22 protein-coding genes are annotated in these 24,717 nt (G+C 72.6%); 8 read left to right on the forward strand and 14 right to left on the reverse strand.

Features of this window, described 5'->3' with window-relative positions:
• Window positions 1-160: 160 nt before the first annotated feature.
• From ACZ5CW_RS03145 to ACZ5CW_RS03185, 9 genes are all read right to left on the reverse strand, one after another.
• The gene (locus tag ACZ5CW_RS03145; protein WP_468598388.1) at window positions 161-1,489 is read right to left on the reverse strand and encodes a hypothetical protein; all 1,329 of its coding nucleotides are present in this window, start codon (window positions 1,487-1,489) and stop codon (window positions 161-163) included.
• 368 nt (window positions 1,490-1,857) lie between these two features.
• Window positions 1,858-3,522 carry a glycosyltransferase gene (locus ACZ5CW_RS03150; protein WP_468597869.1) on the reverse strand — a complete coding sequence of 555 codons (1,665 nt, stop codon included), beginning with the start codon at window positions 3,520-3,522 and terminating at the stop codon, window positions 1,858-1,860.
• Window positions 3,523-3,777: 255 nt separating this feature from the next.
• A complete protein-coding gene (locus ACZ5CW_RS03155; protein WP_468597871.1) occupies window positions 3,778-5,406 on the reverse strand; it encodes a dipeptide ABC transporter ATP-binding protein in 1,629 nt (542 codons plus the stop codon).
• Complete coding sequence (locus ACZ5CW_RS03160; RefSeq protein WP_468597873.1) at window positions 5,403-6,401, reverse strand: ABC transporter permease; 999 nt, start codon at window positions 6,399-6,401, stop codon at window positions 5,403-5,405. Before ACZ5CW_RS03160 ends, ACZ5CW_RS03155 begins: the two co-directional genes overlap by 4 nt.
• Window positions 6,398-7,525, reverse strand: a complete 1,128-nt coding sequence (locus ACZ5CW_RS03165) for an ABC transporter permease (protein WP_468597874.1) — start codon at window positions 7,523-7,525, stop codon at window positions 6,398-6,400. Before ACZ5CW_RS03165 ends, ACZ5CW_RS03160 begins: the two co-directional genes overlap by 4 nt.
• Window positions 7,526-7,529: 4 nt before the next feature.
• Window positions 7,530-9,248: an ABC transporter substrate-binding protein gene (locus ACZ5CW_RS03170; protein ID WP_468597876.1), complete on the reverse strand. Its 1,719-nt coding sequence runs from the start codon at window positions 9,246-9,248 to the stop codon at window positions 7,530-7,532.
• A 180-nt stretch (window positions 9,249-9,428) separates the two neighbouring features.
• Window positions 9,429-9,524 carry an Ms4533A family Cys-rich leader peptide gene (locus ACZ5CW_RS03175; RefSeq protein WP_341868990.1) on the reverse strand — a complete coding sequence of 32 codons (96 nt, stop codon included), beginning with the start codon at window positions 9,522-9,524 and terminating at the stop codon, window positions 9,429-9,431.
• A 56-nt stretch (window positions 9,525-9,580) separates the two neighbouring features.
• Complete coding sequence (locus tag ACZ5CW_RS03180; RefSeq protein WP_468597877.1) at window positions 9,581-11,230, reverse strand: DUF3152 domain-containing protein; 1,650 nt, start codon at window positions 11,228-11,230, stop codon at window positions 9,581-9,583.
• A gap of 8 nt (window positions 11,231-11,238) precedes the next feature.
• A complete protein-coding gene (locus ACZ5CW_RS03185) occupies window positions 11,239-12,339 on the reverse strand; it encodes an alpha/beta fold hydrolase (protein WP_468597879.1) in 1,101 nt (366 codons plus the stop codon).
• 265 nt (window positions 12,340-12,604) lie between these two features.
• Here ACZ5CW_RS03185 and ACZ5CW_RS03190 point away from each other — a divergent pair, with 265 nt between their 5' ends.
• The 4 genes from ACZ5CW_RS03190 (at window position 12,605) to ACZ5CW_RS03205 (ending at window position 14,445) form a co-directional block, all read left to right on the forward strand.
• Window positions 12,605-12,832 (forward strand): hypothetical protein, encoded by a 228-nt coding sequence (locus ACZ5CW_RS03190; RefSeq protein WP_468597880.1) that lies wholly within the window; start codon window positions 12,605-12,607, stop codon window positions 12,830-12,832.
• A gap of 166 nt (window positions 12,833-12,998) precedes the next feature.
• Window positions 12,999-13,640 (forward strand): TetR/AcrR family transcriptional regulator, encoded by a 642-nt coding sequence (locus tag ACZ5CW_RS03195; protein ID WP_468597881.1) that lies wholly within the window; start codon window positions 12,999-13,001, stop codon window positions 13,638-13,640.
• A gap of 134 nt (window positions 13,641-13,774) precedes the next feature.
• Window positions 13,775-14,002 (forward strand): DUF3107 domain-containing protein, encoded by a 228-nt coding sequence (locus ACZ5CW_RS03200; protein WP_468597883.1) that lies wholly within the window; start codon window positions 13,775-13,777, stop codon window positions 14,000-14,002.
• A 170-nt stretch (window positions 14,003-14,172) separates the two neighbouring features.
• On the forward strand, window positions 14,173-14,445 hold the full coding sequence (locus tag ACZ5CW_RS03205) for a hypothetical protein (RefSeq protein ID WP_468597885.1): 273 nt from the start codon (window positions 14,173-14,175) through the stop codon (window positions 14,443-14,445).
• Window positions 14,446-14,583: 138 nt separating this feature from the next.
• On the opposite strand, the gene ACZ5CW_RS03210 is transcribed toward ACZ5CW_RS03205, so the two are convergent.
• Window positions 14,584-15,330 carry a ferritin-like fold-containing protein gene (locus ACZ5CW_RS03210; RefSeq protein WP_453315428.1) on the reverse strand — a complete coding sequence of 249 codons (747 nt, stop codon included), beginning with the start codon at window positions 15,328-15,330 and terminating at the stop codon, window positions 14,584-14,586.
• Window positions 15,331-15,832: 502 nt separating this feature from the next.
• Here ACZ5CW_RS03210 and ACZ5CW_RS03215 point away from each other — a divergent pair.
• Window positions 15,833-18,589 carry a DEAD/DEAH box helicase gene (locus ACZ5CW_RS03215; RefSeq protein WP_468597887.1) on the forward strand — a complete coding sequence of 919 codons (2,757 nt, stop codon included), beginning with the start codon at window positions 15,833-15,835 and terminating at the stop codon, window positions 18,587-18,589.
• 150 nt (window positions 18,590-18,739) lie between these two features.
• On the forward strand, window positions 18,740-19,621 hold the full coding sequence (locus ACZ5CW_RS03220; protein ID WP_468597889.1) for an alpha/beta fold hydrolase: 882 nt from the start codon (window positions 18,740-18,742) through the stop codon (window positions 19,619-19,621).
• Here the strand turns inward: ACZ5CW_RS03220 and ACZ5CW_RS03225 are convergent.
• Entirely contained in the window at window positions 19,618-20,523 is a 906-nt protein-coding gene (locus tag ACZ5CW_RS03225; protein WP_468598390.1) for an NYN domain-containing protein, read from the reverse strand. The genes ACZ5CW_RS03220 and ACZ5CW_RS03225 overlap by 4 nt on opposite strands.
• 207 nt (window positions 20,524-20,730) lie before the next feature.
• Here ACZ5CW_RS03225 and ACZ5CW_RS03230 point away from each other — a divergent pair, with 207 nt between their 5' ends.
• Complete coding sequence (locus ACZ5CW_RS03230) at window positions 20,731-20,883, forward strand: hypothetical protein (protein ID WP_388792325.1); 153 nt, start codon at window positions 20,731-20,733, stop codon at window positions 20,881-20,883.
• Between the two features lie 47 nt (window positions 20,884-20,930).
• On the opposite strand, the gene ACZ5CW_RS03235 is transcribed toward ACZ5CW_RS03230, so the two are convergent.
• The 3 genes from ACZ5CW_RS03235 to ACZ5CW_RS03245 all read right to left on the reverse strand — a co-directional run bounded on the left by ACZ5CW_RS03235 (window position 20,931) and on the right by ACZ5CW_RS03245 (window position 23,294).
• A complete protein-coding gene (locus ACZ5CW_RS03235) occupies window positions 20,931-21,536 on the reverse strand; it encodes a MarC family protein (protein ID WP_468597891.1) in 606 nt (201 codons plus the stop codon).
• Window positions 21,537-21,673: 137 nt separating this feature from the next.
• Window positions 21,674-22,531 (reverse strand): PHP domain-containing protein, encoded by an 858-nt coding sequence (locus ACZ5CW_RS03240; protein ID WP_468597893.1) that lies wholly within the window; start codon window positions 22,529-22,531, stop codon window positions 21,674-21,676.
• Between the two features lie 121 nt (window positions 22,532-22,652).
• A complete protein-coding gene (locus tag ACZ5CW_RS03245; RefSeq protein WP_468597895.1) occupies window positions 22,653-23,294 on the reverse strand; it encodes a DUF6758 family protein in 642 nt (213 codons plus the stop codon).
• Window positions 23,295-23,453: 159 nt separating this feature from the next.
• On the opposite strand from ACZ5CW_RS03245, the gene ACZ5CW_RS03250 reads away from it, so the two are divergent.
• The gene (locus ACZ5CW_RS03250; RefSeq protein ID WP_468597896.1) at window positions 23,454-24,713 is read left to right on the forward strand and encodes an MFS transporter; all 1,260 of its coding nucleotides are present in this window, start codon (window positions 23,454-23,456) and stop codon (window positions 24,711-24,713) included.
• Window positions 24,714-24,717: the final 4 nt, after the last annotated feature.

Raw genomic sequence — 24,717 nt, forward strand, 5'->3', positions numbered from 1 at the left:
GACGCTCCGGGTCGGGAGGTGGTCATCTGGTGTTCTCCTTCAAGGGGGTGGTACGGGTGCCTTCGGCGGCGGGCCGGGAGCCGGTGGCCGTCGCCCGGGGCTGTCGGGTGTTTCGCGCGGAGGGCGCAGGCGGGCTCGGTTCGGACCGGTGGCGGAGGGTTCACTCGGGTCCTCCCGTGGGCGCGTGGGCCGAGGCCTGGGTGAGGGTGCGGACGGCGTGCACCAGCAGGGCCAGGGCCGCGGTGCCGCAGGCGAGGGCCGGGACGGCGGCCGCGCCCCAGGCGTCCACGAGGGTCCGCTCGGGAGCCGCGAGGAAGGCACAGCCGGGCAGCCGGGCAGCCAGCGGCAGGGCGAGGGCCACCGCCTCCGTGGCCGCCGCGGCGCCGAGGACGAGGGCGGGCGCGTGCCGGTGGTGGTGCACGGCGAGCAGGCGGGCGAGCAGGAGCAGGGCCCCCAGAGCCAGGGCCTGCGGGTAGGCGGCGGATTCGTGCAGGACGGTGCCGCACAGCAGGAGCAGCGCCGTGAGCGCGCCGAGGAACAGCGTGAACGTGCCGAGCAGCAACGGCCTGGCGGCCGCCGTGAAGTCCTGCAGGCCCCGGCTGCCGGCGAGCCTGCGGCGGGCGCCGGCGGTGAGCAGGTGGGCGCACCAGGCCGCCGGGGCGCAGGCCAGCGTGAGGGCCAGGGCGGGCGCGGTGGCGGTGGGCCAGGGGCCGTCCGGGGCTCCGGTGGGCAGGGCGTCGGGGCCGCCCGTCAGGACGGCGTCGAGCAGGCCGTCGCCGAGGAGTGAGTAGCCCAGCAACCACAGCGTCGACGCGCGTGTGCCGCCCGCCGAGGAGCGGTACGCGTGCGTGCGGGTCCGCCCGGCCAGGGGGCCGCGTCGCAGTGCGGCGCGCGTGGCGAGGGCCACGGCGAGGGCGCCGCCGAGGGCCGCCAGCAGGCGGGGCTGTCCGTGGGTGAGCCGCAGTGCCGCCACGGTGGCCGCGCCGAGGGCACCGGGCAGCAGGGTGAGCAGGACCCGGCCGGCGCGGACGCGGGGTACGGGCGGGGGCTGGGACTCCGGGCGCGGATCTCCGTCGCGCGGCACGCGCGCGTACAGCTCTTCGGCGAGCGAGAACACGTCCCGGTGCCGGAAGCGGGCGGCGGTACGGTCGGTGACCCCGTGCGCCTCCAGCCCGGCCGCGATCTCCAGCGCGTCCACGGCCTGCTCGCACAGCTCACGGTGCCGGTACAGCAGCGCTTTCACCGGGTCCCCTCCCCCGCGCCGGGGCATGGGAGTACGTCTCTCGCCGGAGGCCGCCTTCGCCGCGGCCCCCGCGACGGCCGCCCCGGCACCGTGCCCGGCGTGCCTGCCGGCACTCGCGGAGGCCGACGGCGCCGCGGGGCCGGAGTCGTCCGCCGAGCCCTCGACGGGCGAGGCCGACACAGCACTGCGCCCACCCCCCAGCCACGCCCCTGACCGGGCGTCCCACGGATCGGCGCCGCTGGGCATCCCCGGCCGGTCGAGTCCGCCCACCTCGCTCAGGTCGAGTCCACCCGCCTCGCTCAGGCCCTGGCCGCCGTCGCCACGGGACGGGCACGCAAGCGTCGCCCCGCCCGCTTCACCGCGAACCTGGGCGTCCTCGGCGACGGCCGCCCCGCCGCCCTCGTCCCACAGGACACCCCCGTCGGCGCGGGGGCTCCTGCCGGCGGCCGCCGCCCCGCCCGCCTCGCCCGCGGCCCACCCGCCCTCACCGCCGGATCTGTGCCCCGGAGCGGGAACGAGGTCGCCCGGGGCGCCCGGCGCAGCGGGTCCCAGGCCGCCGCGGTCGCTCGGCGCCCGGCCCGCCGCGTCGCCGAAGTGGTCGTCGAACGCGTTCATCAGGCCCCCTCCGCAGCCGCCAGAGGCGTGGCGCGTACCGGTGCGGCCGTGGCCCAGCCGGGGATGGCGCGGGGCAGTACGCGGGCCGTGGGACCGGTCCAGCGGCCGGGGACGCGGGACTCGGCGGGGGTGGCGAAGGGCAGTGGCTCGCCCGCCTCGTCGAGGACGACCCGGCGGACCGGACAGTGCGACACGATCTCCAGATAAATGCTGTGAAATGCCGCGCCGTTCTGCTCGACGGTGAACAGTGTGAGCGCCCGGGCGCGCGCGGCGGCACCGAGGCGCGCACGGCGCTCGGGGTCGCGCAGCAGCGACAGGCACGCCTCGGCGAGCGCCCGTGGGTTGCGCGGGGGCACGACGAGGCCCGTGCCGCCGATGGCCTCCACCACCGCGCCGACGTCCGTGGACACCGTGGCCCGCCCGCAGAACATGGCCTCTATGAGGCTGACCGGGAATCCCTCCACCACGCTGGACAGCACGACGACGGCGCCGGCCGCGTACGCGTCGGGCAGGGTCGGGGCCTCCGGGCCGCCGATCTCCTCGAAGGAGACCGGGTTGTCGCCGATGGCGTGCACGCCCTCCGCCTCGTCCGGGAAGAGCTGCGCGGCGAGCGCCCGGCAGTGGCCGAGATAGGCCTCGCCCTCGGGTCCGCAGGGCGCGCCGACGATCCGCAGGCGCGCCTTGGGCTCCTCCTTGCGCACCTCGGCGAAGGCGTGAAGGAGGGAGACGAGGTCCTTGGCGGGTTCGACGCGGCCGACCCAGACCAGGGTCTGCGGGTCGGAGCGGTCCGGGGACTCGCCGGCCTCCGTGAAGCGGGCGGCCTCCATGCCCGGGTGGACGGTGCGGATCCTGCTCCGCTCGGCGCCACACCGTTCCTGCCAGCGGCGGGCGTGCGCGTTGCCGGGGGTGAGGATCTCGGCCCGGCGGTAGACCTCGGCGGCGAGCCGGCCGTGGAAGGCCGCGAGCAGCGCGCGTACGGCGGGGGCGGCGGCGTCGGGGCCGAGGGCCAGGTAGTGCGAGCGGAGCTGGACGCCGTACTCGGTGACCAGCAGCGGCACGTCGGAGAAGTGCCGGGCGAGCAGCCCGGGAAGAGCGGCGGTGCCGCCGGCGGTGGCGTGGCAGAGGTCGGCCGCGCCGAGGCCGTCGTCGTCGTACCAGTCGAGGGAGAGGGGTCGCAGGGCGCGTTCGAGGTGCGCGGTGACGGTGAGCAGATCCGGGACGCGCGCCTCACGCGCCGTGCGCAGCGCGCCGGGGGCCCGGCAGGCGCGTTCCAGGGTGCGTACGGCGGTGTCGGAGCGCAGGGCGCCGACCAGCCCGCCTTCCTCGCGGGCGAGTTCGGCGAGTCCGTACAGCGCGCTGCCGAAACGGTCCGCCAGGTCATCGGTGCGGGTTTCGGGCCCGGTGCACACCGCCCCGGCGCACACCGCCCCGACCAGTTCCCCGTAGCACTCGGCGAAGCGCCGGCGCGCGCGGCGCCCGCAGGCGGCCCCGTCGTCCTCGGCCGTCCACAGCGGCGCCGTACGGACCCGGCTGACCTGCGGCGGGAGCGGGACCCAGCCCGCGTCCTCCTGGTGCCGACTGCGGCTGAGCGCGTAGATGTCGAACTCGTGCTGCTCGAGCCCGCGCACGAGCCGGTCGCACCAGAGTCCGGCGTCACCGCTCACAAACGGGTAGCCACCCTCCGTAAGCAGTCCGATGCGCACGTGTGCACCCCCGTTCTCCCGTTTGGGGAGCCGCCGTCGGTCCCGACGGCTCGCAGCGGGACGAACGTAAGCGGACAAGGCGGTGGCGCGACGGACGGTTGTCCATCGCGCCACCAAAAGGGGTGAACGGTCGTAACTTTCGCGTGCGGATCACGTTCCGCCACGCTAGGAGTTCACACAGTGAAGTTCACACAGTGATCATGGATGCACGGGACGTCACGCCGCGGCGGGTTCGCGCCGGGCCGCGCGCCGCCGGGCCGCCAGCTCGGGGTCGAGCGCGGGTACGGCGGCCAGGAGTTGCCTGGTGTACGCCTCGCGCGGGCTGTCGTACACCTCGTCGGCCGGCCCGTACTCCACGAGCCGGCCCCGGCGCATCACCGCGACCCGGTCGCTGACCTGGCGGACGACGGCGAGGTCGTGCGCGATGAAGACCAGCGCGAGGCCGAGTTCCCGCTGCAGTTCCCCGAGCAGGGCGACCACCTGGGCCTGGGTGGTGACGTCGAGCGCGGAGACGGGCTCGTCGCAGACGATGACGCGCGGCTCGGCGGCGAGCGCGCGGGCGATGCCGATGCGCTGGCGCTGGCCGCCGCTGAACTCGTGCGGGTAGCGGTCGTAGTGCGCCCTTTCGAGCCCCACGCGCTCCAGCAGCTCCGTCACGCGCCCCCGGATGCGCTCCTCGTCGCTCCCCCGCGCTCGGCCCCGCTCACGCGGGGGGACCCCCATGCCACGCGCGCGGAGCGGGTCGGCGATGGACTCGCCCACGCTGCGACGGGGGTTGAGGGAGGAGACGGGGTCCTGGAAGACCATCTGGACGGCCGGGTTCACGCCGGTGAGCGGGCGTCCTTCGTAGCGGATCCCGCCCGCGGTCGGCTCCAGCAGCCCGACCAGCATGCGGCCGAGTGTGGTCTTGCCGCTGCCGCTCTCCCCGACCACGCCGAGGGTCTCGCCGCGGCGGACGGTCAGCGAGACGTCGTCCACGGCGGCGAAGGTCCGCTTGCCGCGCCCGAACTCGCGCCGCACTCCGTCTGCCTCCAGCACGACCTCCCCGGCGGCCCGGGAGCCGGTCCGGCGCGCGTCCACGCGCGGGACGGCGTCGAGGAGTTCGCGGGTGTACGCCTGGGCGGGCGCGGCGAGGACCGCGCCGACCGGGCCGTGCTCGACGGCCCGGCCGTGCCGCATGACGAGGACGTCGTCCACGCTCTCGGCGGCGACACCCACGTCGTGGGTGACGAGCAGCAGACCCATGCCGGTCTCCTCGCGCAGCGTGTGCAGCAGGTCCAGGATCTGGGCCTGGACGGTGACGTCGAGGGCCGTGGTCGGCTCGTCCGCGATCAGCAGCTCCGGTCCGCAGGCGAGGGCCATGGCGATGAGGGCGCGCTGACGCATGCCTCCGCTGAACTCGTGCGGGCGGGAACGGGATCGCCGCACCGCGTCCGGGATCCCCACCCTGTCCAGCACCTCCACCGCACGCGCGCGTGCGGCGCGGCGCGACACGCGCGTGTGGACGCGAAGGACCTCGGCGATCTGGTCACCGATCGCGTAGTACGGGTCGAGCGAGGACAGCGGGTCCTGGAAGACCATGGCGGCCTTCGCGCCCCGCATCCGCCGCACCTCCTCGTCGCGTGCCTCCTGGACGTCGGTGCCGGCGACCCGGACCGAGCCGGTGACCCGGGCTCCGGTGCCCCGGTGCAGGCCCAGCAGGGCGCCCGCGACGGTGGACTTGCCCGAGCCGGACTCGCCGACGAGGGCCAGGGCGGCGCCCTTCGCCAGGCTGAAGGAGAGACCGTCCACGGCCCGCAGGGAACCGAACTCGACGGTCAGATCCGTGACTTCCACCAGGCTCATGCGAGTACCACCCGTCGGTCGGCCACCGCGTACAGCACGTCCGCGAGGGCGTTGGCGAGGATCACGAAGAAGCCGGTGACCAGGACCATGCCGACGACCACCGGCAGGTCGACGACCTTCACCGCGTGCACCAGCTCCTGGCCGATGCCGGGCAGGCCGAAGAGGGTCTCGGTGAGGACGGCGCCACCGATGGCCGAGCCGAAGGTGACGGCGTTGAGCGCGATGACGGACGCCGTGGCGCCGCGCAGCGCGTGCCGGGCGATCACCGCTCGCTCACCGACGCCGTACGCACGGAAGGTGCGGATGTGGTCCTCGGCCAGCGTCTCCAGCATGGACGCCCGGGTGAGCCGGGCGAAGTTGGCTGCCTCGATGAGTGCGAGGGAGAGCCAGGGCAGCAGCAGGTTCCACGCCCACTGCTCGGGGTCGTCGGTGAAGTTCACGTACTGCGGGAACGGCAGCAGCTGCAGTTCGCCGCAGACGACGATCATCAGGATCAGACCGATGACGAAGACGGGGGTGGCCGTGCCCGCCAGGGTGATCGCGGTCAGGACGCGCTCGGTGAGCCGGCCGCGCCGCCACGCGGAGAGCACACCGGTGCCGATGCCGAGCAGCAGCCAGATCACCATCGCGCCGAGCACCAGCGAGAGGCTCACCGGCAGCTTGGTCAGGATGATGTCGGTGACCTGCTGGTCGGTCTGGTACGACTGGCCGAGGCAGGGCGCCGAGCAGTGCTCCACGGACGTGCCGGTGGAGAAGTCCTGGCCCACGAAGAGGCCCTGTAGGAAGTGCCAGTAGCGCACGTACAGCGGGTCGTCCAGGTGGAGTTGCTGCGCCACCTGGTGGACCTGGGCCGGGGAGCAGCGGGGGCCGCAGGTGATCTGGGCGACGTTGCCGGGGGTGACGTAGAAGACGACGTAGATGATCACCGAGAGGACGAACAGGGTGACGACGGCGCCGATGACGCGGCGCAGGACGAAACCGGTGAAGCCGTTCACGCCCGGTCCTCCTTCTCAGGTACGGCCGTCTCCGCGCGGGCTTCGGGCTTCGCTACGGCCGTCTCGGCGCGGGCTTCGGGCTTCGGTACGGCCGTCTCGGCGCGGGTGCCCTTCTTCGCCGCGGCCGTCTCGGCGCGGGTCTCCCGCTTGCGGCCGGTGCCGATGCGCAGGCGGGAGGCCGCGCGCGGGTCGAGGGCGACGCGGACGCCGTCACCGAGGACGGTCATCGCCACGACGGTCACGAACAGGGCGGCGGCGGGCAGCAGCAGGTACTGCGGAGCCGCCTGGTACCAGACGTCCGCGGAGGTGAGCATCTGCCCCCACGAGGGGGTGGGCGGCTTCACGCCGACACCGAGGAAGGACAGTGCCGCCTCGGCGCTGATGTTGGACGGGATCAGCAGCGCCGCGTACGTGATGACCGGCGCGGCGAGCCCCGGGAGCAGCTCGCGCAGGGCGATCCGCCAGGTGCTCCAGCCGCTGAGCCGGGCCGCGGAGACGTAGTCGAGGTTCTTGAGGGTGAGGGTCTGGGCGCGCACCATCTTCGCCGTCGTGGCCCAGCCGGAGACCAGGGCGATGATGAGGGCGACGAGCACGGGCCGCGGGAAGTCGTCCGGGACGACGGCGAGCAGCGCGAGCGCCATGATCATCAGCGGCATCGAGACGAAGAGGTCGGTGATCCGGCTGAGGATCAGGTCGACCCAGCGGTTGCCGAGGCCGGCGGCCACGCCCATGGCGATGCCGAGGCTCACCTGCACCACCGTGGCGCCCAGCGAGACCCCCAGCGACACCCGCGCCCCGTAGACCAGCCGGGCGAACATGTCGCGGCCGGTCTGGGGTTCGACGCCCAGCCAGTGGTCGGCGCCGATGCCCCCGAAGGAGCCGACGGGCACGCCTCCGCGCGCGGAGTCGATCAGGGAGGGGTGGTAGGTGGTGGGGTCCTGGCCCTCCAGCGCGGTGAGCAGCGGCGCCGCGAGCGCGATCAGGACGAGCAGCGCGACGACGGCCGCGGCGGCCAGGGCGGCGCGCTGCGCCCGCAGCCGCCGCCAGAACTGACGTGCCCCCGAGACCGCCGGGACGGAAGCGTCCGTCCCGGCGGTCTCGACGGCGACAAGTGCCTCGCTCACGGCGTCACTTCACCGCGACCTGGGAGATGTCCAGCACGCCGGTCCAGTCGCTGATGACGATGTCCTTGACGTCCTTGCCGTACAGGCGCTTGTAGACCGGGTGGAACAGCGGCACGACGAGGGCCTTCTCGCCGATCTTCTTGTCCAGTGCACCCCACCGCTCGGCGGCGGCGTCCAGGTCGGTCAGCTTGTTGATCGCGTCGATCTCGGCATTGACCGACTTGTCGTTCAGCAGGCCCGTGTTGAAGTTCGCTCCGTCCTTCACGATCTGCCGGCCGTCGAAGATCGGGGCGAGGAAGGGGCCGCCGGAAGGCCAGTCGGCACCCCAGTGGGCGAGGAAGAACCCGGGCTCGGTCTTCACGCTGTGGATCTTGTCCCGGTAGTCGTTGTCCTCCAGGCCCTGCAGCTTGACCGTGATGCCGGCCTTCTTGAGCGCGTCCTGAACGGCGGTCGCGATCTCCGGGCTGGTCTCGAAGTCCTTGTTGTTGGAGTGGGTCAGCGTGATGGTGAGGCCGCTCTTGTAGCCGGCCTGCGCGAGCAGCTCCCTGGCCTTGGCCGCGTTGCCGGACTCGCCCGCCGGGAACGGGTCGTAGGGCGTGTAGCCGAAGGACTTCTGGTCGGGCAGGAAGGTGGTGGCGGGCTCGGCGAGCGCGCTGCCGCCGGCCGCGTTGACCACGGAGGACCGGTCGATGGCGGAGGAGATCGCCTGCCGGACCTTCGGGTTGTCGAACGGCTTCACGGTCGGGTTGAACGCGATGTAGTTCGTGTAGCCGAAGTGGCCGGTTCCCACCCGCGCGGCCAGCTCCTTGTCACCGCTGACCTTGGCCAGCTCGGCCGGGCCGAGGTTGGTGTCCGTGGTGACCGCGGCGGCGTCCGCTCCCTGGGACGCGGACAGCCGCTGGTTGATCACGGAGGAGTCGAGGCCGGAACGGACGTCGATCGTGTCCGGGTAGGCCTTGCGCTCGGCGTCGACCGCCGCGGACCAGTGGGTGTTGCGCTCCAGGACGAGGTGCTCACCGTCGTTCTCGTTCTTGACGACCTTGTACGGGCCGGACGAGATCGGGTGCGACTCGTACTTGGTGCCCGTGTCCTTCGCCTTGGGGACCGGGGTGAACTGGGTCTGCGTGGCGAGGTACGGGAACTCGCCCTCGGGCTTGTTCAGGTGGAAGACGATGGTCCGGGAGTCCGGCGTCTCGATCGCGGACAGGCCCTTCTTGTCCTTGTACGGGCCCTGGTAGTCGGCGGCGCCGACCAGCCAGTCCCTCAAGTAGGGTGCGCCGCCCGAGAGTTCGGGGGCGAAGGAGCGCTCGATGCCGTACTTGACGTCGGCCGAGGTGATCGGGGTGCCGTCCTCGTACTTGAGACCCTTCTTCAGGGTGTACGTCCACACGGTCGCGTCCTTGTTGGGGCGCCCGGTGTCGGTGGCGAGGTCCGGGACGACCTTTGCGCCGGCCTCGCCGTTCTCGCGGTTGCGCGTGGTGAGGGTGCGGAAGACGAGCGAAGGGACGTTTCCGCCGCCGGAGGTGTAGAGGCGGGCCGGGTCGAAGTCGGCCTGCGGCTCGGAGTTCAGCACCGTGAGCGTGCCGCCCTTATGGGGCGCGGAGTCGCCACCGGAACCCTTGGCATCGTTGTCCTCAGGACCGCAGGCGGCGGCGCCCGCTGCCACTACCAGGCTGACGGATGCCGCTGCCACGCGGCGCGCTATGACGGACGGTTGACGCATCGGAATGACGACCTCTCGTGGGCTGATCGAGGGTTTCTCGAAAAGTGAGACAGATGGACGAGGAATGAGACGACTGCGAACAGACGTCGGCCCCGGCGCCGGGTCGTCGAAGAATCCGTGACACGTCAGTCACGGAGTGAGAAAAGGAGGAGTCGCGACGCGAACGCCAGGGCGGCGGCGTCAGCGACAGTCGATGTCGGCCACGCAGAGCGCGGTCACGCCGATCAGCGCCAGCTCGATGGCGGCGCTGTTGGAGACGGCATGACTAGACCACATGCGCAGAAATATGAACGAACTTGCGGCTCATGTCAACGTGACATGAGCGGCTCCGGTCAACTCCTGGGGAAGGGCCATGCGTTGGGCAGGCAGTGGATCCCGTCATGGTCGAGGAACTTGGTCTGCTGCTGCATGACGGGCGCCAGTTCACCGCTCTTCTGGCACGTCACATGCCCATGGCCGAGCCGGTGTCCGACCTCGTGATTGATGAGCATCTGCCGGTATGCGTAGATTTCGTCCCCGTATGTCTTGCTGCCCTGCGCCCACCGGTAAGCGTTGATCATCACGCGCTCGGTGGCGGCCGAGTCGCAGGAGACGTTGTCCTCCGTGGTGTCCAGGCCGGACTTCGCACACCACGTGGCGGTGGTGCCCGGGCTGGCCAGCGTGATCACGAAGTCGGGCTTGCCCGAGGAGATGCGCTCGAAGGTGCGGGCGCCGCCGTGACTCCAGCTGCGGTCGTCGTTCAAGGTCTTCTGCACGGCTGCGGCGAACAGCGCGCCGTCCAGTCCCAGCCCCTGCTCGACGTCCACCCGGTACCGGTACTTCTGCCCCGTGCCGGGCGCCTTGTCGAAGCCGGGCACGGCGTCGAACTTCCCCGAGCCCTTCAGCGTGGCACCGAGCGGGTACCTCCTGCCCATCTTCTGCTCGTACGTCAGCGTCACCGCGCTCGCCGAGGCGGAGGGTGCCGCCCCGTCGGGAGCGAGCGCGCCACCGGGCCGGCCGGTGTCGGCGTCGGACTGCGACTGTGCGGCGTCGCCGTCCCGGCCCTCGGTCACCTGACCGGCGACGACCACCGCCAGCACGGTGGTGACGGCCGCGGCCGCGATACCGGCGAAGGCCCGCCCCTTGCCGCCGCCACGCTGCGCGGGAACCCGGACGCCGTCCGCCGCGCGGGCGTCGGCCTGCTGTTCCTCGGCGGCCGGTACCTCCGCGTCACGCCCCTGGCCCACGCGGGGCGCGAAGACGTCCACGTCCTCGAGGCCGTCACTCGCGGCCTCGAAGGCGTCCAGATACTCCGGCCGGGGACCGGACCGCTGACCCGGACCGCCGCCCGGCCCCGCCTGCCGCTGCCGAGGCAGCACCACACCGGGCCCCGCACCGGCACCGGCACCGGCCGACCCGCCGAACGCCCCCCAGCCGCCGCCCGCTTCCCGCTGCTCGGGATGCCCGCCACGGGCGGGGCCACCGCCGGGGAAACGGGGCACACCGCGCGCGGGGGTGCCGTCGGCGAGACGCGGCACACCGTGGGCAGGGGTGCCGTCGGGAAGCCGCGGCACGCCGTGCGCAGGGGTGCCGTCCGGGAAACGGGGCACACCGCGCGCGGGAGTACCGTCGGCGAGACGCGGCACACCGTGCGCGGGGGTGCCGTCGGGAAGCCGCGGCACCCCCGGATACGCCGTCTGCGAAGCTCCCGGGGCAGCCGGACCCCGCCGACCGCCCGGAGCCCCCGATCCCCCCGGAAATCCCGGACCAGCCGGACCAACCGGAGCGGCCGGACCCAGCGGACCGCGTGAACCGCCACGCGGGCCTGCGGGGGCACCCGTGGCGCCGCCCTCCGCGTACGGCGGCTCGGTCGTCGGCCCGCCCCTCTGACCCGGTATGTCGGGACGGCCGTCGGAGCGTGTGCCCCGCCGCTCCGCCCGCCGTGCGGCTGTGTCCGCGGAGTCGTCCTTCGGAGCCGGTCCGCGGCGGCTGTGGCGTCCCACCCCGGCCCTCAGCTCCCCGCGCTCGTGGCGTCGACGTCCTCGGCGGCGCCACGCGGCCCGGTGCCCGCGGGCTTACCCGCGTCGGCTCCGCCCGAGTCGGCTCCGCCCGATCCATGCCGGCCCGCGTCACGTCCACCCGCGCCGCGCTCGCCCAAGTCGCCCACCTCCACCAGGAGTTCCCGGAACGCCCCGGCGACCACGTCCGGGTACTCCATCATCGCCACATGTCCGGCGTCCGGCAGGGACAACAGACGGGAGTCGCGGAAGGCACGGGCGGCCTTGCCGGCCATCCGGAAGCCGACCAGCTGGTCACGGCCGCCGTAGATCAGCAGGGTCGGCGCGAGGACGCGCTCGGCCTGGCGCCACAGATTGTGCTGTCCGCCGAGCGTGTAGGCGTTGACGATCCCGCGTGCGGAACGCGCCATCGCGTCCCAGAAGTACGGCAGTTGAAGCCGCCGTTGCAGCTCCTCGACCGCGTGCTGGAACGCTTCCGGCGACACCCGCCCGGGGTCGCCGTAACAGAGTGCCGTGACCCCGCGCACCCGCTGCTCGACCGTCCACTCCTGCGTGAACCGGGTGAACAGGGCGGCGATGCCGGGCACGCCGAGCAGCCCCGTCGGCACCGCGGTGCGCTGGATGCGCAGCTCGGGCAGCGCGGGCGAGACGAGGGTGAGCGTGCGGACGAGGTCGGGACGCACGGCGGCCACGCGCGTGGTGACCGCGCCGCCGAGCGAGTTGCCGAACAGGTGGACCGGGCCGCGGCCGGCCGCGTCGAGATAGCGGATCACCGCGCGCGCGTGCCCGGTGACGGAGTAGTCGCCGTCGTCCGGTGGCGGGGAGTCGCCGAAGCCCGGCAGGTCGACGGCCTCGCAGTCGACGACGCCGTCCAGCTCGGCCATCAGCGCGGACCAGTTCTGCGAGGAACCGCCGAGACCGTGGACGTACAGCGCGGGCGCCAGGCCCTCGCGCGGGGGGCGCCGGGAACGGACCGACAGGGTGACTCCGGGCAGGCCCACGGACCGCAGCCGCTCGCCCTCACCGACCCGTACGGGCGCCACCCTGGGAAGCACACTGGCGGCCGACACGGACGGCGACTCGGTCGAAGACATGCGCCAATGTTACGAGGTGATCACGCCCCGATTCGTGTGTTCGCCGTCACAGCGTGACCCGTGGGCCACAGGTGCACCGGTACACCACAGGGACCGATCACGACAACAGAGACGGAAAGCGTGTGAACCGTGAGCAACTGGTGAACCGGACAGCGAACGGGCGCAAGGCATGGCGTCCGGATCTGCCGTCTCCTAGGCTCGTACAGAGGGCACCCGCTTGTGGCCCCTGCTGCTTCCAGGGACGTTCGTAGGAAGGGAGCCCACCATGGCCTATGACCCCACCGAGCCCGACACGATCGAGGATCTGGAGGCCGACGCGGTCCCGGAGATCGACGACGTCGAGGCCCCCGAGGTGGACGCTGCCGAGCAGCACACGGACGTCGCGCCGAACCGTGACGACCCCCTGACGGAAGTGGATCCGGACCGCGCGAACGTCGCCGATCTGGTCGAGCAGGCCCGCGTGGTCTCGCTGGACGAGGACGACTACCGCTGACCTCGCGGGACCGCGCCGACCGCAGCCGGCCGCGGTCGGACCGCTGCGCGGCTTTCGCGGCCGTCCGGTACGTGAAATTCTGCGCTCGCACCGCGCACACCACGGTTACCGAAAAGTACGATGGCCGCGCGGCCTACACCGCATGTGGACGACTCTGGGAGGCGGCGTGACAGCCATCGAGCAAACTGAGGCGGCACGCCCGCGCGGCACCCGTCTGCCGCGCCGAGCTCGACGGAACCAGCTGCTGGGCGCCGCCCAGGAGGTCTTCGTCGCGCAGGGCTACCACGCGGCGGCGATGGACGACATCGCGGAGCGGGCGGGCGTGAGCAAGCCGGTGCTGTACCAGCACTTCCCCGGCAAGCTCGACCTCTACCTCGCCCTGCTGGACCAGCACTGCGAGGCGCTCATCCAGTCCGTGCGCGGCGCGCTCGCCTCGACGACCGACAACAAGCAGCGCGTGCGGGCGACGATGGACGCGTACTTCGCGTACGTCGAGGACGACGGCGGCGCCTTCCGGCTGGTCTTCGAGTCGGACCTGACGAACGAGCCGGCGGTGCGAGAGCGCGTCGACAAGGTCACCAACGAGTGCGCCGAGGCGATCTGCGACGTCATCGCCGAGGACACGGGCCTCTCGCGCGCGGAGTCGATGCTGCTCGCCTCCGGCCTCGGCGGTCTCGCCCAGGTGGTGGCCCGTTCCTGGCTGCACAGCGACCGCAGCGTCCCGCGCGACCAGGCGGTGCAGCTGCTGACCTCACTGGCCTGGCGGGGCATCGCCGGCTTCCCGCTGCACGGCAGCGAGCACCACTGACGGCCGTTTGTTCCCATGGGCTGTTCGCTGATGGCGTTCCGGCCCGCAGCGTGTACGTCCCCTCACCGGGCTAATGTGTGCTGCGTACGGCGCGGAAGATCGCGCACATCACTGACCGTCGGAGGGACATAGCCGTGGAGGTCAAGATCGGCGTGCAGCACGCGCCCCGCGAGATCGTTCTGGAGAGCGGTCAGAGCGTCGAAGAGATCGAGCGTCTGGTGTCGGAGGCACTGTCCGGCAAGACGCAGCTGCTGAGCCTCCAGGACGAGAAGGGCCGCAAGGTCCTCGTGCCGACGGACCGTCTGGCGTACGTGGAGATCGGCGAGCCGACCGTGCGCAAGGTGGGCTTCGGCGCGCTGTAGGGCGAAGTCGTGAGAAGGGCCCGGCGGCCATGTGCCGCCGGGCCCTTGCGCGTGCGGAGCACGCACAGGCGATGCACGATTCCTCCACAGCGGATGATTGCAATCCGCAGGTCACGGGTATGACGGGCTACGACCGAAAAGGGCCGACCGGCCGTGGGAGGGACCTCTCGATGATCCTGGAAGCACTCGGCTCCGCTGTGCTCGGTCTCGTGTTCGCGTGGGCTGCGGCGCACCGCCTGTCGCACCGGCTGCCGGCCCGCCCGCTGGTGTACTGCACGGGCATCGCCGGAGCCCTGTTCGGCGACTTCGTCACCCACAGCGCCCTGGGTCCGGGCAGCACCCTGCCGAGCCTCCTCGGCGCCGCCATCGTCTCGGCGGCGTCCCTGTCCCTGCTCCTGCGCCCGACGGGGCGCCGCCTGCGCCGACGATCAGCGCCGGCGTAGGCGCGGCCGAGCCGTCAGCGGCGCGGGGCTGTGCGGATCTGCGGCTCCGCCCCGAGAGCGCGGGCAACCGCGACGCACCCGCAACGCCCCGCCCGCACCCGCCGCACCCGCACCGGGGGGCCGGGGTGCGCCCGGCGCTCAGGCAGCGAGGCCCAGCGCGGCCATCCGCTTGGTGTGAGCCTCGGTGATCCGCGAGAACATCCTGCCGACCTCGGCGAGATCGAACCCGTCGGCGACCCCGCCCACGAGCATCGTGGACAGCGCGTCCCGGTCGGCGACGACCCGCTGCGACTGCGACAGCGCCTCCCCCATCAGCCGCCGCGCCCACAGCGCCAGCCGGCCGCCCACGCGCGGGTCGGCGTCGATCGCGGCCCGCACCTTCTCCACCGCGAACCCGGCGTGCCCGGTGTCGTCGAGCACGGCGAGCACCAGCTCGCGCGTGTCGGAGTCCAGGCGGGCCGCGACCTCGCGGTAGAAGTCGCTCGCGATCGAGTCGCCGACGTACGCCTTGACCAGGCCCTCCAGCCAGTCCGAGGGCGCCGTCTGCCGGTGGAAGCCGTCGAGCGCGGCGACGAACGGGTCCATGGCGGCCGTGGGCTCCTCGCCGATCTCGGTCAGCCGGTCCCGCAGCCGCTCGAAGTGGTGGAACTCGGCCGAGGCCATCTTCGCCAGCTCCGCCTTGTCCGCGAGGGTCGGCGCCAGCTTGGCGTCCTCCGCCAGCCGTTCGAACGCCGCCAGCTCCCCGTACGCGAGCGCTCCGAGAAGATCCACGACCGCGGCGCGGTACTGCGGGTCGGCGGAGGCCTGCGCCCAGTCCTGGGCGGCGACACCGGTCGGTTCGGCGGAGGCGGCGGACGCGTTCTCAGGCTTGTCAGAGCTAGTCATGAGGCGCACAATAGCCCGCTCGGCGACCTTCGGAAGCCCCTGGTCAACCACTGTGACCGCTACTACGTGACCTATTCGGCCATCACATGTGCGCGATTCCGGGGTATGGTGGTAATGCGCCTGCTGAGTGCGTCGACGATGTTCGACGTGTCCCGACAGGGCGCACGCATGAGGATGCCCGGTCGGTGGCCCGATCGGCTCCGACCCGACAGCCCTCCCTGGCCGTACGGCTCATTACGTACGACGACCGGAGGGACACCCTCAGCGGTACGAGCGCTAGAGCGTCGGCAGAGGTCCCGTGCTTTACGGCTGGCCCGAGTGGTTCGCCCGTATGGCAGCCGACGTCCCCGGCACGGTCCGTCAAAGACCCCCGCGCTCGCCTCGCACCGCGCCACACAGAAGAGGCATAACCCTGACTACGTTTCGAGACCTCGGAATCCTTCCCGAGACGGCCGAGGCCCTGGAAGCCGTCGGCATCATCAACCCCTTCCCCATCCAGGAGATGACGCTTCCCGTCGCCCTTTCCGGCACGGACGTCATCGGCCAGGCCAAGACCGGCACCGGCAAGACGCTGGGCTTCGGTCTTCCGCTCCTCGAGCGCGTCACCGTCCCCGCCGACGTCGAGGCCGGACGCGCGGCCCCCGAGGCCCTCACCGACGCCCCGCAGGCGCTCGTCGTCGTCCCCACGCGCGAGCTGTGCACGCAGGTCACCAACGACCTGCTGACGGCCGGCAAGGTCCGTAACGTGCGCGTGCTGGCGATCTACGGCGGCCGGGCCTACGAGCCCCAGGTCGAGGCCCTGAAGAAGGGCGTCGACGTGGTCGTCGGCACGCCGGGCCGGCTGCTGGACCTCGCGGGCCAGAAGAAGCTGAACCTGAACCACATCAAGAGCCTGGTCCTCGACGAGGCCGACGAGATGCTGGACCTGGGCTTCCTGCCCGACGTCGAGAAGATCATCAACCTGCTTCCGGCCAGGCGCCAGACCATGCTGTTCTCCGCGACCATGCCGGGCGCGGTCATCGGCCTCGCGCGCCGCTACATGTCGCAGCCCACGCACATCCGCGCCACCGCGCCGGACGACGAGGGCGTGACCGTCGCGAACATCAAGCAGTTCGTCTACCGCGCGCACTCCATGGACAAGCCGGAGATGGTCGCCCGCATCCTCCAGGCCGAGGGCCGCGGACTGGCGATGATCTTCTGCCGTACCAAGCGCACGGCCGCCGACATCGCCGAGCAGCTCCAGCGTCGCGGCTTCGCCTCCGGCGCGGTCCACGGCGACCTCGGCCAGGGCGCCCGCGAGCAGGCGCTGCGTGCCTTCCGCAACGGCAAGGTCGACGTTCTCGTCTGCACCGACGTCGCCGCGCGCGGCATCGACGTCGAGGGCGTCACCCACGTCATCAACTACCAGTCCCCCGAGGACGAGAAGACGTACCTGCACCGGGTCGGCCGTACGGGCCGCGCGGGCGCCAAGGGTACGGCGATCACGTTCGTCGACTGGGACGACATCCCGCGCTGGCAGCTGATCAACAAGGCGCTGGAGCTGGACTTCAACGACCCGGCGGAGACGTACTCCAGCTCCCCGCACCTGTTCTCCGACCTCGGCATCCCCGAGGGCACCAAGGGCACCCTGCCGCGCTCGGAGCGGACCCGTGCCGGTCTGGACGCGGAGGTGCTGGAGGACCTGGGCGAGACCGGCGGGCGTGGCGGTCGCGGGCGCGGTGACCGGGGCGGCCGTGGTGGTCGCGCCGAGTCCGCCACGGCCGAGCGCGAGCGTCCGGCGCGTACGCCGCGCCGTCGCCGCCGTACGCGCGGTGGCACCCCGCTGGACGCCTCCGCCGCTACGACGGCGCAGGCACCGGCCGCCGAGGCCGGCACCGAGGAGTCGCAGGCGACCCGTACGCCGCGCCGCCGTCGCCGTACGCGGGGCGGAGCGCCGGCGGAGGCCGTGGCGGCCGCCGCGGCACCCGTGACTCCGGAGGCCGCTGTCGAGTCGGTGGACACGGTGGAGGCCCCGGCCGCGTCCGACGCTTCGGAGAAGCCGCGCCGCCGCCGCACCCGCAAGTCCGCGGAGCCCCAGGCGACGGTCGTGGCCGTGGAGTCCCCGGTGGCCGCCGAGCCGGTGGCCGAGCCGGCCGCCGCGGCCGAGGCCGCGGTGGACACCGCCGAGACCACCGAGGCCAAGCCCCGCCGCCGCACCCGGAAGGCAGCGGAGCCGGCGCCTGAGGCGACGGCCACCACGACCGCCGAGGCCGCCACGGCCACGGAGGAAGCCGCCCCGGCGGCCAAGCCGCGCCGCACGCGGAAGACCGCGGCAGCCGCCGAGGCCACCGCGGACACCGCCGAGGGCACGGAAGCCAAGCCGCGCCGCACCCGGAAGACCGCTGCCACCACAGTGGACGCCACCGAGGCGGAGCCCGAGGCCAAGCCCCGCCGCACCCGCAAGACGGCAGCCGCCGCCGAGACCGCGACGGACACCGCCGAAGGCACGGAGACCAAGCCCCGCCGCACGCGGAAGACCGCGGCAGCCGCCGAGGCCGCCACGGACACCGCCGAGGGCACGGAAGCCAAGCCCCGCCGCACCCGGAAGACCGCTGCGGCGGCCACCTCCGAGGCGCCCGAGGCCGAAGCCAAGCCGCGCCGCACCCGCAAGACCGCGGCAGCCGCCGAGGCCACCGCGGACACCGCCGAAGGCACGGAAGCCAAGCCCCGCCGCACGCGGAAGACCGCGGCAGCCGCCGAGGCCACCGCGGACACCGCCGAGGGCACGGAGACCAAGCCCCGCCGCACCCGGAAGACCGCTGCCACCACAGTGGACGCCACCGAGGCGGAGCCCGAGGCCAAGCCCCGCCGCACCCGCAAGACGGCAGCCGCCGCCGAGACCGCGACGGACACCGCCGAAGGCACGGAGACCAAGCCCCGCCGCGCCCGGAAGACCGCTGCGGCGGCCACCTCCGAGGCGCCCGAGGCCGAAGCCAAGCCGCGCCGCACCCGCAAGACCGCGGCAGCCGCCGAGGCCACCGCGGACACCGCGGACACCGCCGAGGGCACGGAGACCAAGCCCCGCCGCACCCGCAAGACCGCTGCCACCGCAGTGGACGCGGTGGACGGGGTCGAGCCGGCCGCTCCGAAGGCACGGCGGACCCGTAAGGCCGTCGCGGCCGCTCCGGAGATTCCGGCGCAGGCCACCGAGGAGCCGGCGGCCACGCCGCGCCGCCGCACCCGCAAGGCGACGGCCGCCGTGGAGGCCCCCGAGGCCTGATCCGGCGCCGCGTACGCGGTAGCACCGTCAGTCGCCGATGGCCCGGTCCCCGTAAGGGGCCGGGCCATCGGCGTCCCCGTACCCGCACGGACTCCCCGTACGGACCCCTCGCCCTGCCCGGCCGCTCCCCGTGCCCGATAACCTCTGCCCATGAGCAGGCCCGCCACCTTCGTCCCGCCCCCCGGTGCCCGTGCGTACTCGCTGCGCACGGCGCGCGGTGAGTTCGCCGTCGTCGACGCTCCCGCGGCCGCCGGGGTCGAGCCCAGGGGAGTCGCGCTGCTGCTGCCCGGGTTCACCGGCAGCAAGGAGGACTTCAATCCGCTGCACGTGCCGCTGGCGGAGCGCGGGTACCGGACCGTGGCCGTGGACGGGCGTGGGCAGTTCGAGTCGGACGGTCCCGAGAGGGACGAATCCGCCTATGCGCAGGAGGAGTTGGCGCGGGACGTGCTGGCGCAGGCGGAGGCGCTCGGGCACCCGGTGCATCTGCTGGGGCACTCCCTCGGCGGCCAGATCTCGCGCGCGGCGGCGCTGGTCGATCCCACGCCCTTCCGGTCGCTCACCCTGATGGCCTCCGGCCCGGCGCAGATCTCGGCGTCCCAGCAGGAGCGGGTGAAACTGCTGCGGGACGCGCTCGAGGTGCTGGGCATGGCCGAGGTGTGGGCCGCGATCCAGGCGATGGAGACGCCCGAGGAGACCGAGACGCCCTCGCTCGACGGCGGGCTGGACGACCGGGACGATCTGCGGCGCCGCTGGCTGGGCACCAAGCCCGCGCAACTCCTCGCCACGGGGCGCCAGTTGTGCACGGAGCCGGACCGGATCGCCGAGCTGGCCGCCGTAGCGCTGCCGTTCCACGTCCTGTCGGGCTCCCAGGACGACACCTGGCCGCTGCCCCTGCTCGACGACATGGCGCTACGGCTGAAGGCGCGGCGGACGGTCATCGACGGCGCCGAGCACTCCCCCAACACCGACCGCCCGCTCGCCACGGCCCGCGCGATCGCCGACTTCTGGGACGACAGCGCGGCCCTGCCCTAGTACTGCGACTGGAGGTGGTCCCAGAAGCCGTCCCTGAGGGCGCGGCGCAGGTCGGCCTGGCCCCGCAGGGAGTACTGCAGCAGGCCCTCGGCCTCGACGAGCAGGTCCTGGTCGACGGAGCCGGGCAGATAGGGGTGGCCGGGCAGGAGTTCGACCAGCGCCTCGCGGCCCCGGGAGGCCAGCCACTTCGCGGCGATCTGGGCACCGACGAAGCGGACGTCCTCGCGGCTGGGGCGGGCGCCGGCGGTGGCGTCGTAGGCGGCGGCGGTGCGCCGGGTGACGTACGGCTTGAAGAACTCCAGGTCGAGGGTGCGCTGGCTGTCGACCTCCCAGAGCAGCGGCTCGGCCTGGTTGCGGCCCTCGGGGGCCTCGATGCCCCAGAGGTGGACACGCGCGCCGTACCCCTGGGCCGCCTCGACCGCCGAGACCAGGTCCTCGTCGCCGCCGAGCAGGGCGGCGTCGCTGATCGCGCGGTGGCGGGCCAGTGACTCCAGGTCGGAGCGGATGAGGGAGTCGACGCCCTTCTGCTGGTTGTTGGCGTTGAGGTTGCCGAGACGGACCTTCACGTCGGGGAGTTCCGCGATGGACTGCTGCTCGGCGGTGTGGATGCGGCGGCGGGCGCCGTCGTACCAGTAGACGCGCAGCAGTCGGCTGTCCGCGAAGATCGTGCGGGCTCGGTCGATCAGCGCGTCGATCAGGCCCTCGGCGTCGAGATCGAAGGCCCTGCGGTCCTCCGTGCCGGCGACCAGCCGGCCCGCGGCCGCGTACAGATAACCCGCGTCGACGAAGATCGCGTGGGTCGAGGGCGTCTTGGCCACCTCGGCGAGCATGCGCTCGAGCAGCTCGTTCGTGCGGTCGATGCGGGCGCCCAGGGCGGCCAGGTCGTCGTTCATCGGGTCCATTGTCCCGTTGGTCACGCTGCGAACACAACTGGTCCCGATCGGTCCCACGAGAGCCGCTTACCGGTCGGTAATTAGTCGTTCGAAAAATTTCTTTAGCGTAGGGAATGTTTGCAACAGGAAGCACGTTGACTACGAACGACACCGGATACACCTCTGGTGCACCAAGTAGTTCTCCGCAGGAGGATGACCAGACGAAGGGAGAAGCCCATGCGCTTCGAAATCATGCGACTCGACGAGGTCGACGGCACCACCGTGGACAGCACCGTCGTGGACGCCGCCTCCGTCAACCGGATCGTTCAGCAGGCCGCCGCCATCGGACAGCGCCTGTGGATCCGCCCGGCCGAGACCTCGGCCTCGTAGCGGACACCGCCACTCAAGCCTTCCGGGGGAGCCGAGCCGACGAGAACTCAGCTCCCCCGGATCACCTGAGTGACCCCGTTGATGATCTGCTGCACCGCGATCGCGGAGAGCATCATGCCCGCGAGCCGTGTCACCAGGACGACACCGCCGTCCTTGATGACCCGGATGATCAGCAGCGAGTAACGCATCACCAGCCACAGCACGACGTGGATCGCGAGGATCGCGGACCACACCGAGACCTGCGTGGCCACGCTGTCGGCCTTCTGCACGGCCAGGATCACGGACACGATGGCACCGGGCCCGGCCAGCAGGGGCATGCCCAGCGGTACGAGGGCCACGTTCACGTCCTTGGTCTGCTTCGGCTCGTCGGTCTTGCCGGTGAGCAGGTCCAGCGCGATCAGCAGGAGCAGCAGACCGCCCGCGATCATCAGGGCCGGGACGGAGACGTGCAGGTAGTTCAGGATCTGATGGCCCAGGACGCCGAAGACGGCGATGACCCCACCCGCCACGCAGACGGCCTGGAAGGCCATCCGCTTCTGCACCTTGGCCGGTCGTCCGGCGGTCAGGGCGAGGAAGATCGGGGTGATCCCCGGGGGATCCATGATGACAAAAAGGGTCAGGAACAGAGAGCCGAAGACGGCGATGTCGAACATGGTGAGCCTTGCAGGAGGAAGCCACCGCCGGCGGCCCCCGTCCGGCGGAGCGGACACGGGCGCACGGCGGACGTGCGAAAGGACGGGTGAGGGTAGGGAGCGGGGGCGGAGCCGGTGAGCGGGGAGGCGCCAGGCCGTCAGATCCCGCCGGTCCCCGGGACGGGGAAGGCGCCGGTCGCGCGCCGCGTGATCTCCCCGTACACCTCGGGGTCGGTCGTGTACGCGCCGAGGGACACGGTCTTGCGGCTGCCGTGGTAGTCCGAGGACCCCGTGACCAGCAGGCCCAGTTCCTTCGCGAGCCCCCGCAGCCGGGCCCGGGCGTCCAGGTCGTGGTCCATGTGGTCGACCTCGACGCCGTCGAGACCGGCCGCGGCCAGCTCGGCGATCACGGACTCGGGGACCGTGCGGCCGCGCTTGGCGGCGGCCGGGTGCGCGAAGACGGCCACGCCGCCCGCGCCCTTGATCAGCCGGATCGCCTCGAAGGGGTCGGTCTCGTGCTTCTCCACGAAGGCCCGCCCGCCGTCGGCCAGCCACTCCTCGGTGAACGCGTCGCTCACCGTCGGTACGACGCCCAGCTCGACCAGCGCGGAGGCGACATGCGGACGCCCCACGGAACCACCGGCGGCGATCCGCTCGACCTGCTCCCAGGTCACCGGCACGCCCAGCGCGTTCAGCTTGGCGACCATGCCCTGGGCCCGCGGCACCCGGTCGTCCCGGACCAGCTCCCGCTCGGCGAGCAGGGCGGGCTCCTCGGGGTCGAACAGGTAGGCGAGCATGTGCATGGAGATGCCGTCGACACGGCACGACAGCTCGGCGCCGGTGACCAGGGTGAGCCCCTCGGGCAGCGCGGCGATCGCCTCGGCATGGCCGCGGGTGGTGTCGTGGTCGGTCAGCGCGACGACGTCCAGTCCGGCCGCGGCGGCGTTCCGCACCAGCTCGGCCGGGGTGTCCGTGCCGTCGGAGGCCGTGGAGTGACAGTGCAGATCGATGCGCACGGCTGCTCCAGGCGATGACGGGACGGAAAGGACACCTAAGGATAGCCGGGATTTCACGCACGCCTGTCACACCCGCAGCTGGCGAGCACCCCCTACGGATGACTCTTGGAGGGGGCCCGCGCTACGGCCGGAGCAGGCGCGGCGAGAGCGCTCCGTAGGGAACCAGGTCCAGCTCCGCGCCCGCGTCCCGCAGATCCGTCAGCACCAGCTCGTCGTACATGAGCAGTCCGGCCTGCTCGGGCCACATCACCGCCCACAGCCACATCCCGAGAGCCTCACCGGCGAAGACGGCGCGGTCGTCGGGGGTGCGATAGACGTGCCAGAGCGGAGTCGGGCGGCCGGCGGCCAGAACCTTGGCCTGGGGCGGCTTCTCGACGTTCATGTACGACCCCGGGTCCGGGCCGTCTATGCCCGCGTACCGCGCGCCGAGTCCGACACCCAGCTCCTCGGCGACCAGGATCAGCTCACCGGGACCGCCGAGCGGGCCGGGGCCCGAGCAGGCGACGGCGGTCGCACGGCCGCCACTGCGGTCGTCACCCGCATAGGTCACGCCCGTGAACAGCCACCCGACCGGCAGCGGCCACGGCATCCACACCGGCACCTGCGTGCGACGCACCACCACGTTGAGGGCCTCGACGCTGGGCGGGATCACGGGCTGCAGCGGATACACCGTCCCGTGCACATCGCACTGCCACGAATCGGCGAAGAGACCGGGAGCCCTGACCCGGCCACCGCACCTCGGGCAACTGGGTTCGCCCCTCATAGGGCTCCACGGTCCTACCCCTGCCGCGCCACGTCAAGGACGATCACCCGTCCGGAGGGACGCCCGGCCAGGAGAAAGTAGATGTAGCTTGCATTGATTAGTCCAGCTAACTTACTGTGTGTATACAGCAACTGCCTGACGTCGGGACGGGAGAAGCACATGGACCCCTTCGAAGCGGGAGCCGGTGGCATCCTGCGACAGCCCAAGGCCGTCTGGGCGACGGCCGGCGCCTCCGTCGTCGCCTTCATGGGCATCGGCCTCGTCGACCCGATCCTGCCGTCCATCGCGCAGGGCCTCGACGCCACCGCCGGCCAGGTGTCCCTGCTCTTCACCTCGTACTTCCTGATCACGGCCGTGGCGATGCTGCTGACCGGCTTCGTCTCCAGCCGTATCGGCGGCCGCAAGACCCTCCTGCTCGGCCTCGCCCTCGTCGTCGTCTTCGCGGGTCTGGCCGGCACGTCGGACACGGTCGGCCGGCTCGTCGGCTTCCGGGCCGGCTGGGGCCTCGGCAACGCGCTGTTCGTGTCCACCGCGCTCGCGGTCATCGTGGGCGCCGCGGCCGGCGGCAGCGCGGCGGCGATCCTGCTCTACGAGTCCGCGCTCGGCCTCGGCATGGCCTGCGGCCCGCTGCTCGGCGCGGTCCTCGGCAACGTCAGCTGGCGCTACCCCTTCTTCGGCACGGCCGCCCTGATGGCGATCGGCTTCCTGTGCATCACGGGGTTCCTGAAGGAGCAGCCTAGGCCGGCCCGCAAGACGTCTCTCCTGGACCCGATCAGGGCGCTCGGCCACGGCGGCCTGGCCTCGGCGGCGGTCTCGGCGTTCTTCTACAACTACACGTTCTTCACCGTACTGGCCTTCACGCCGTTCGTGCTGGACATGACCCCGTACCGCTCGGGCGCGGTGTTCTTCGCCTGGGGCCTGCTGCTCGCCGTCTTCTCGGTGATCGTGGCCCCGCGGATGCAGGCCCGTCTCGGCTCGCTGAAGGTGCTCGGCGGCTCGCTGGTGCTGCTCGCGGCGGACGTCCTCGTGCTCGGCTACGGCGACCACACCGCGGCCGTCGTCTGCACGATCCTGTCCGGCGCCTTCATCGGCGTGAACAACACCGTCTACACCGAGCTGGCCCTCGGCGTGTCGGACGCGCCGCGCCCGGTGGCGAGCGCGGGCTACAACTTCGTCCGCTGGTTCGCGGCCGCGGCGGCGCCCTATTTCGCCCCGAAGATCGAGGAGTGGAGCGACATCCACATCCCGTTCGTGGTCGCGGCGGTCACCGCGGTGCTGGGCGCGCTCGTGGTCGTCGTACGCCGCCGGGCCCTCACCCTCCCCCGCCCTCGGCCTCGCTCGAGCGGGGGCACCCCCGTGGCGGAGGAGCCGCGACCGGGGCACGCGACCGAGGACGTGAGCGGCGTCTTCGCCAACTGACCGT

Source organism: Streptomyces sp. NPDC031379 (assembly GCF_055569615.1).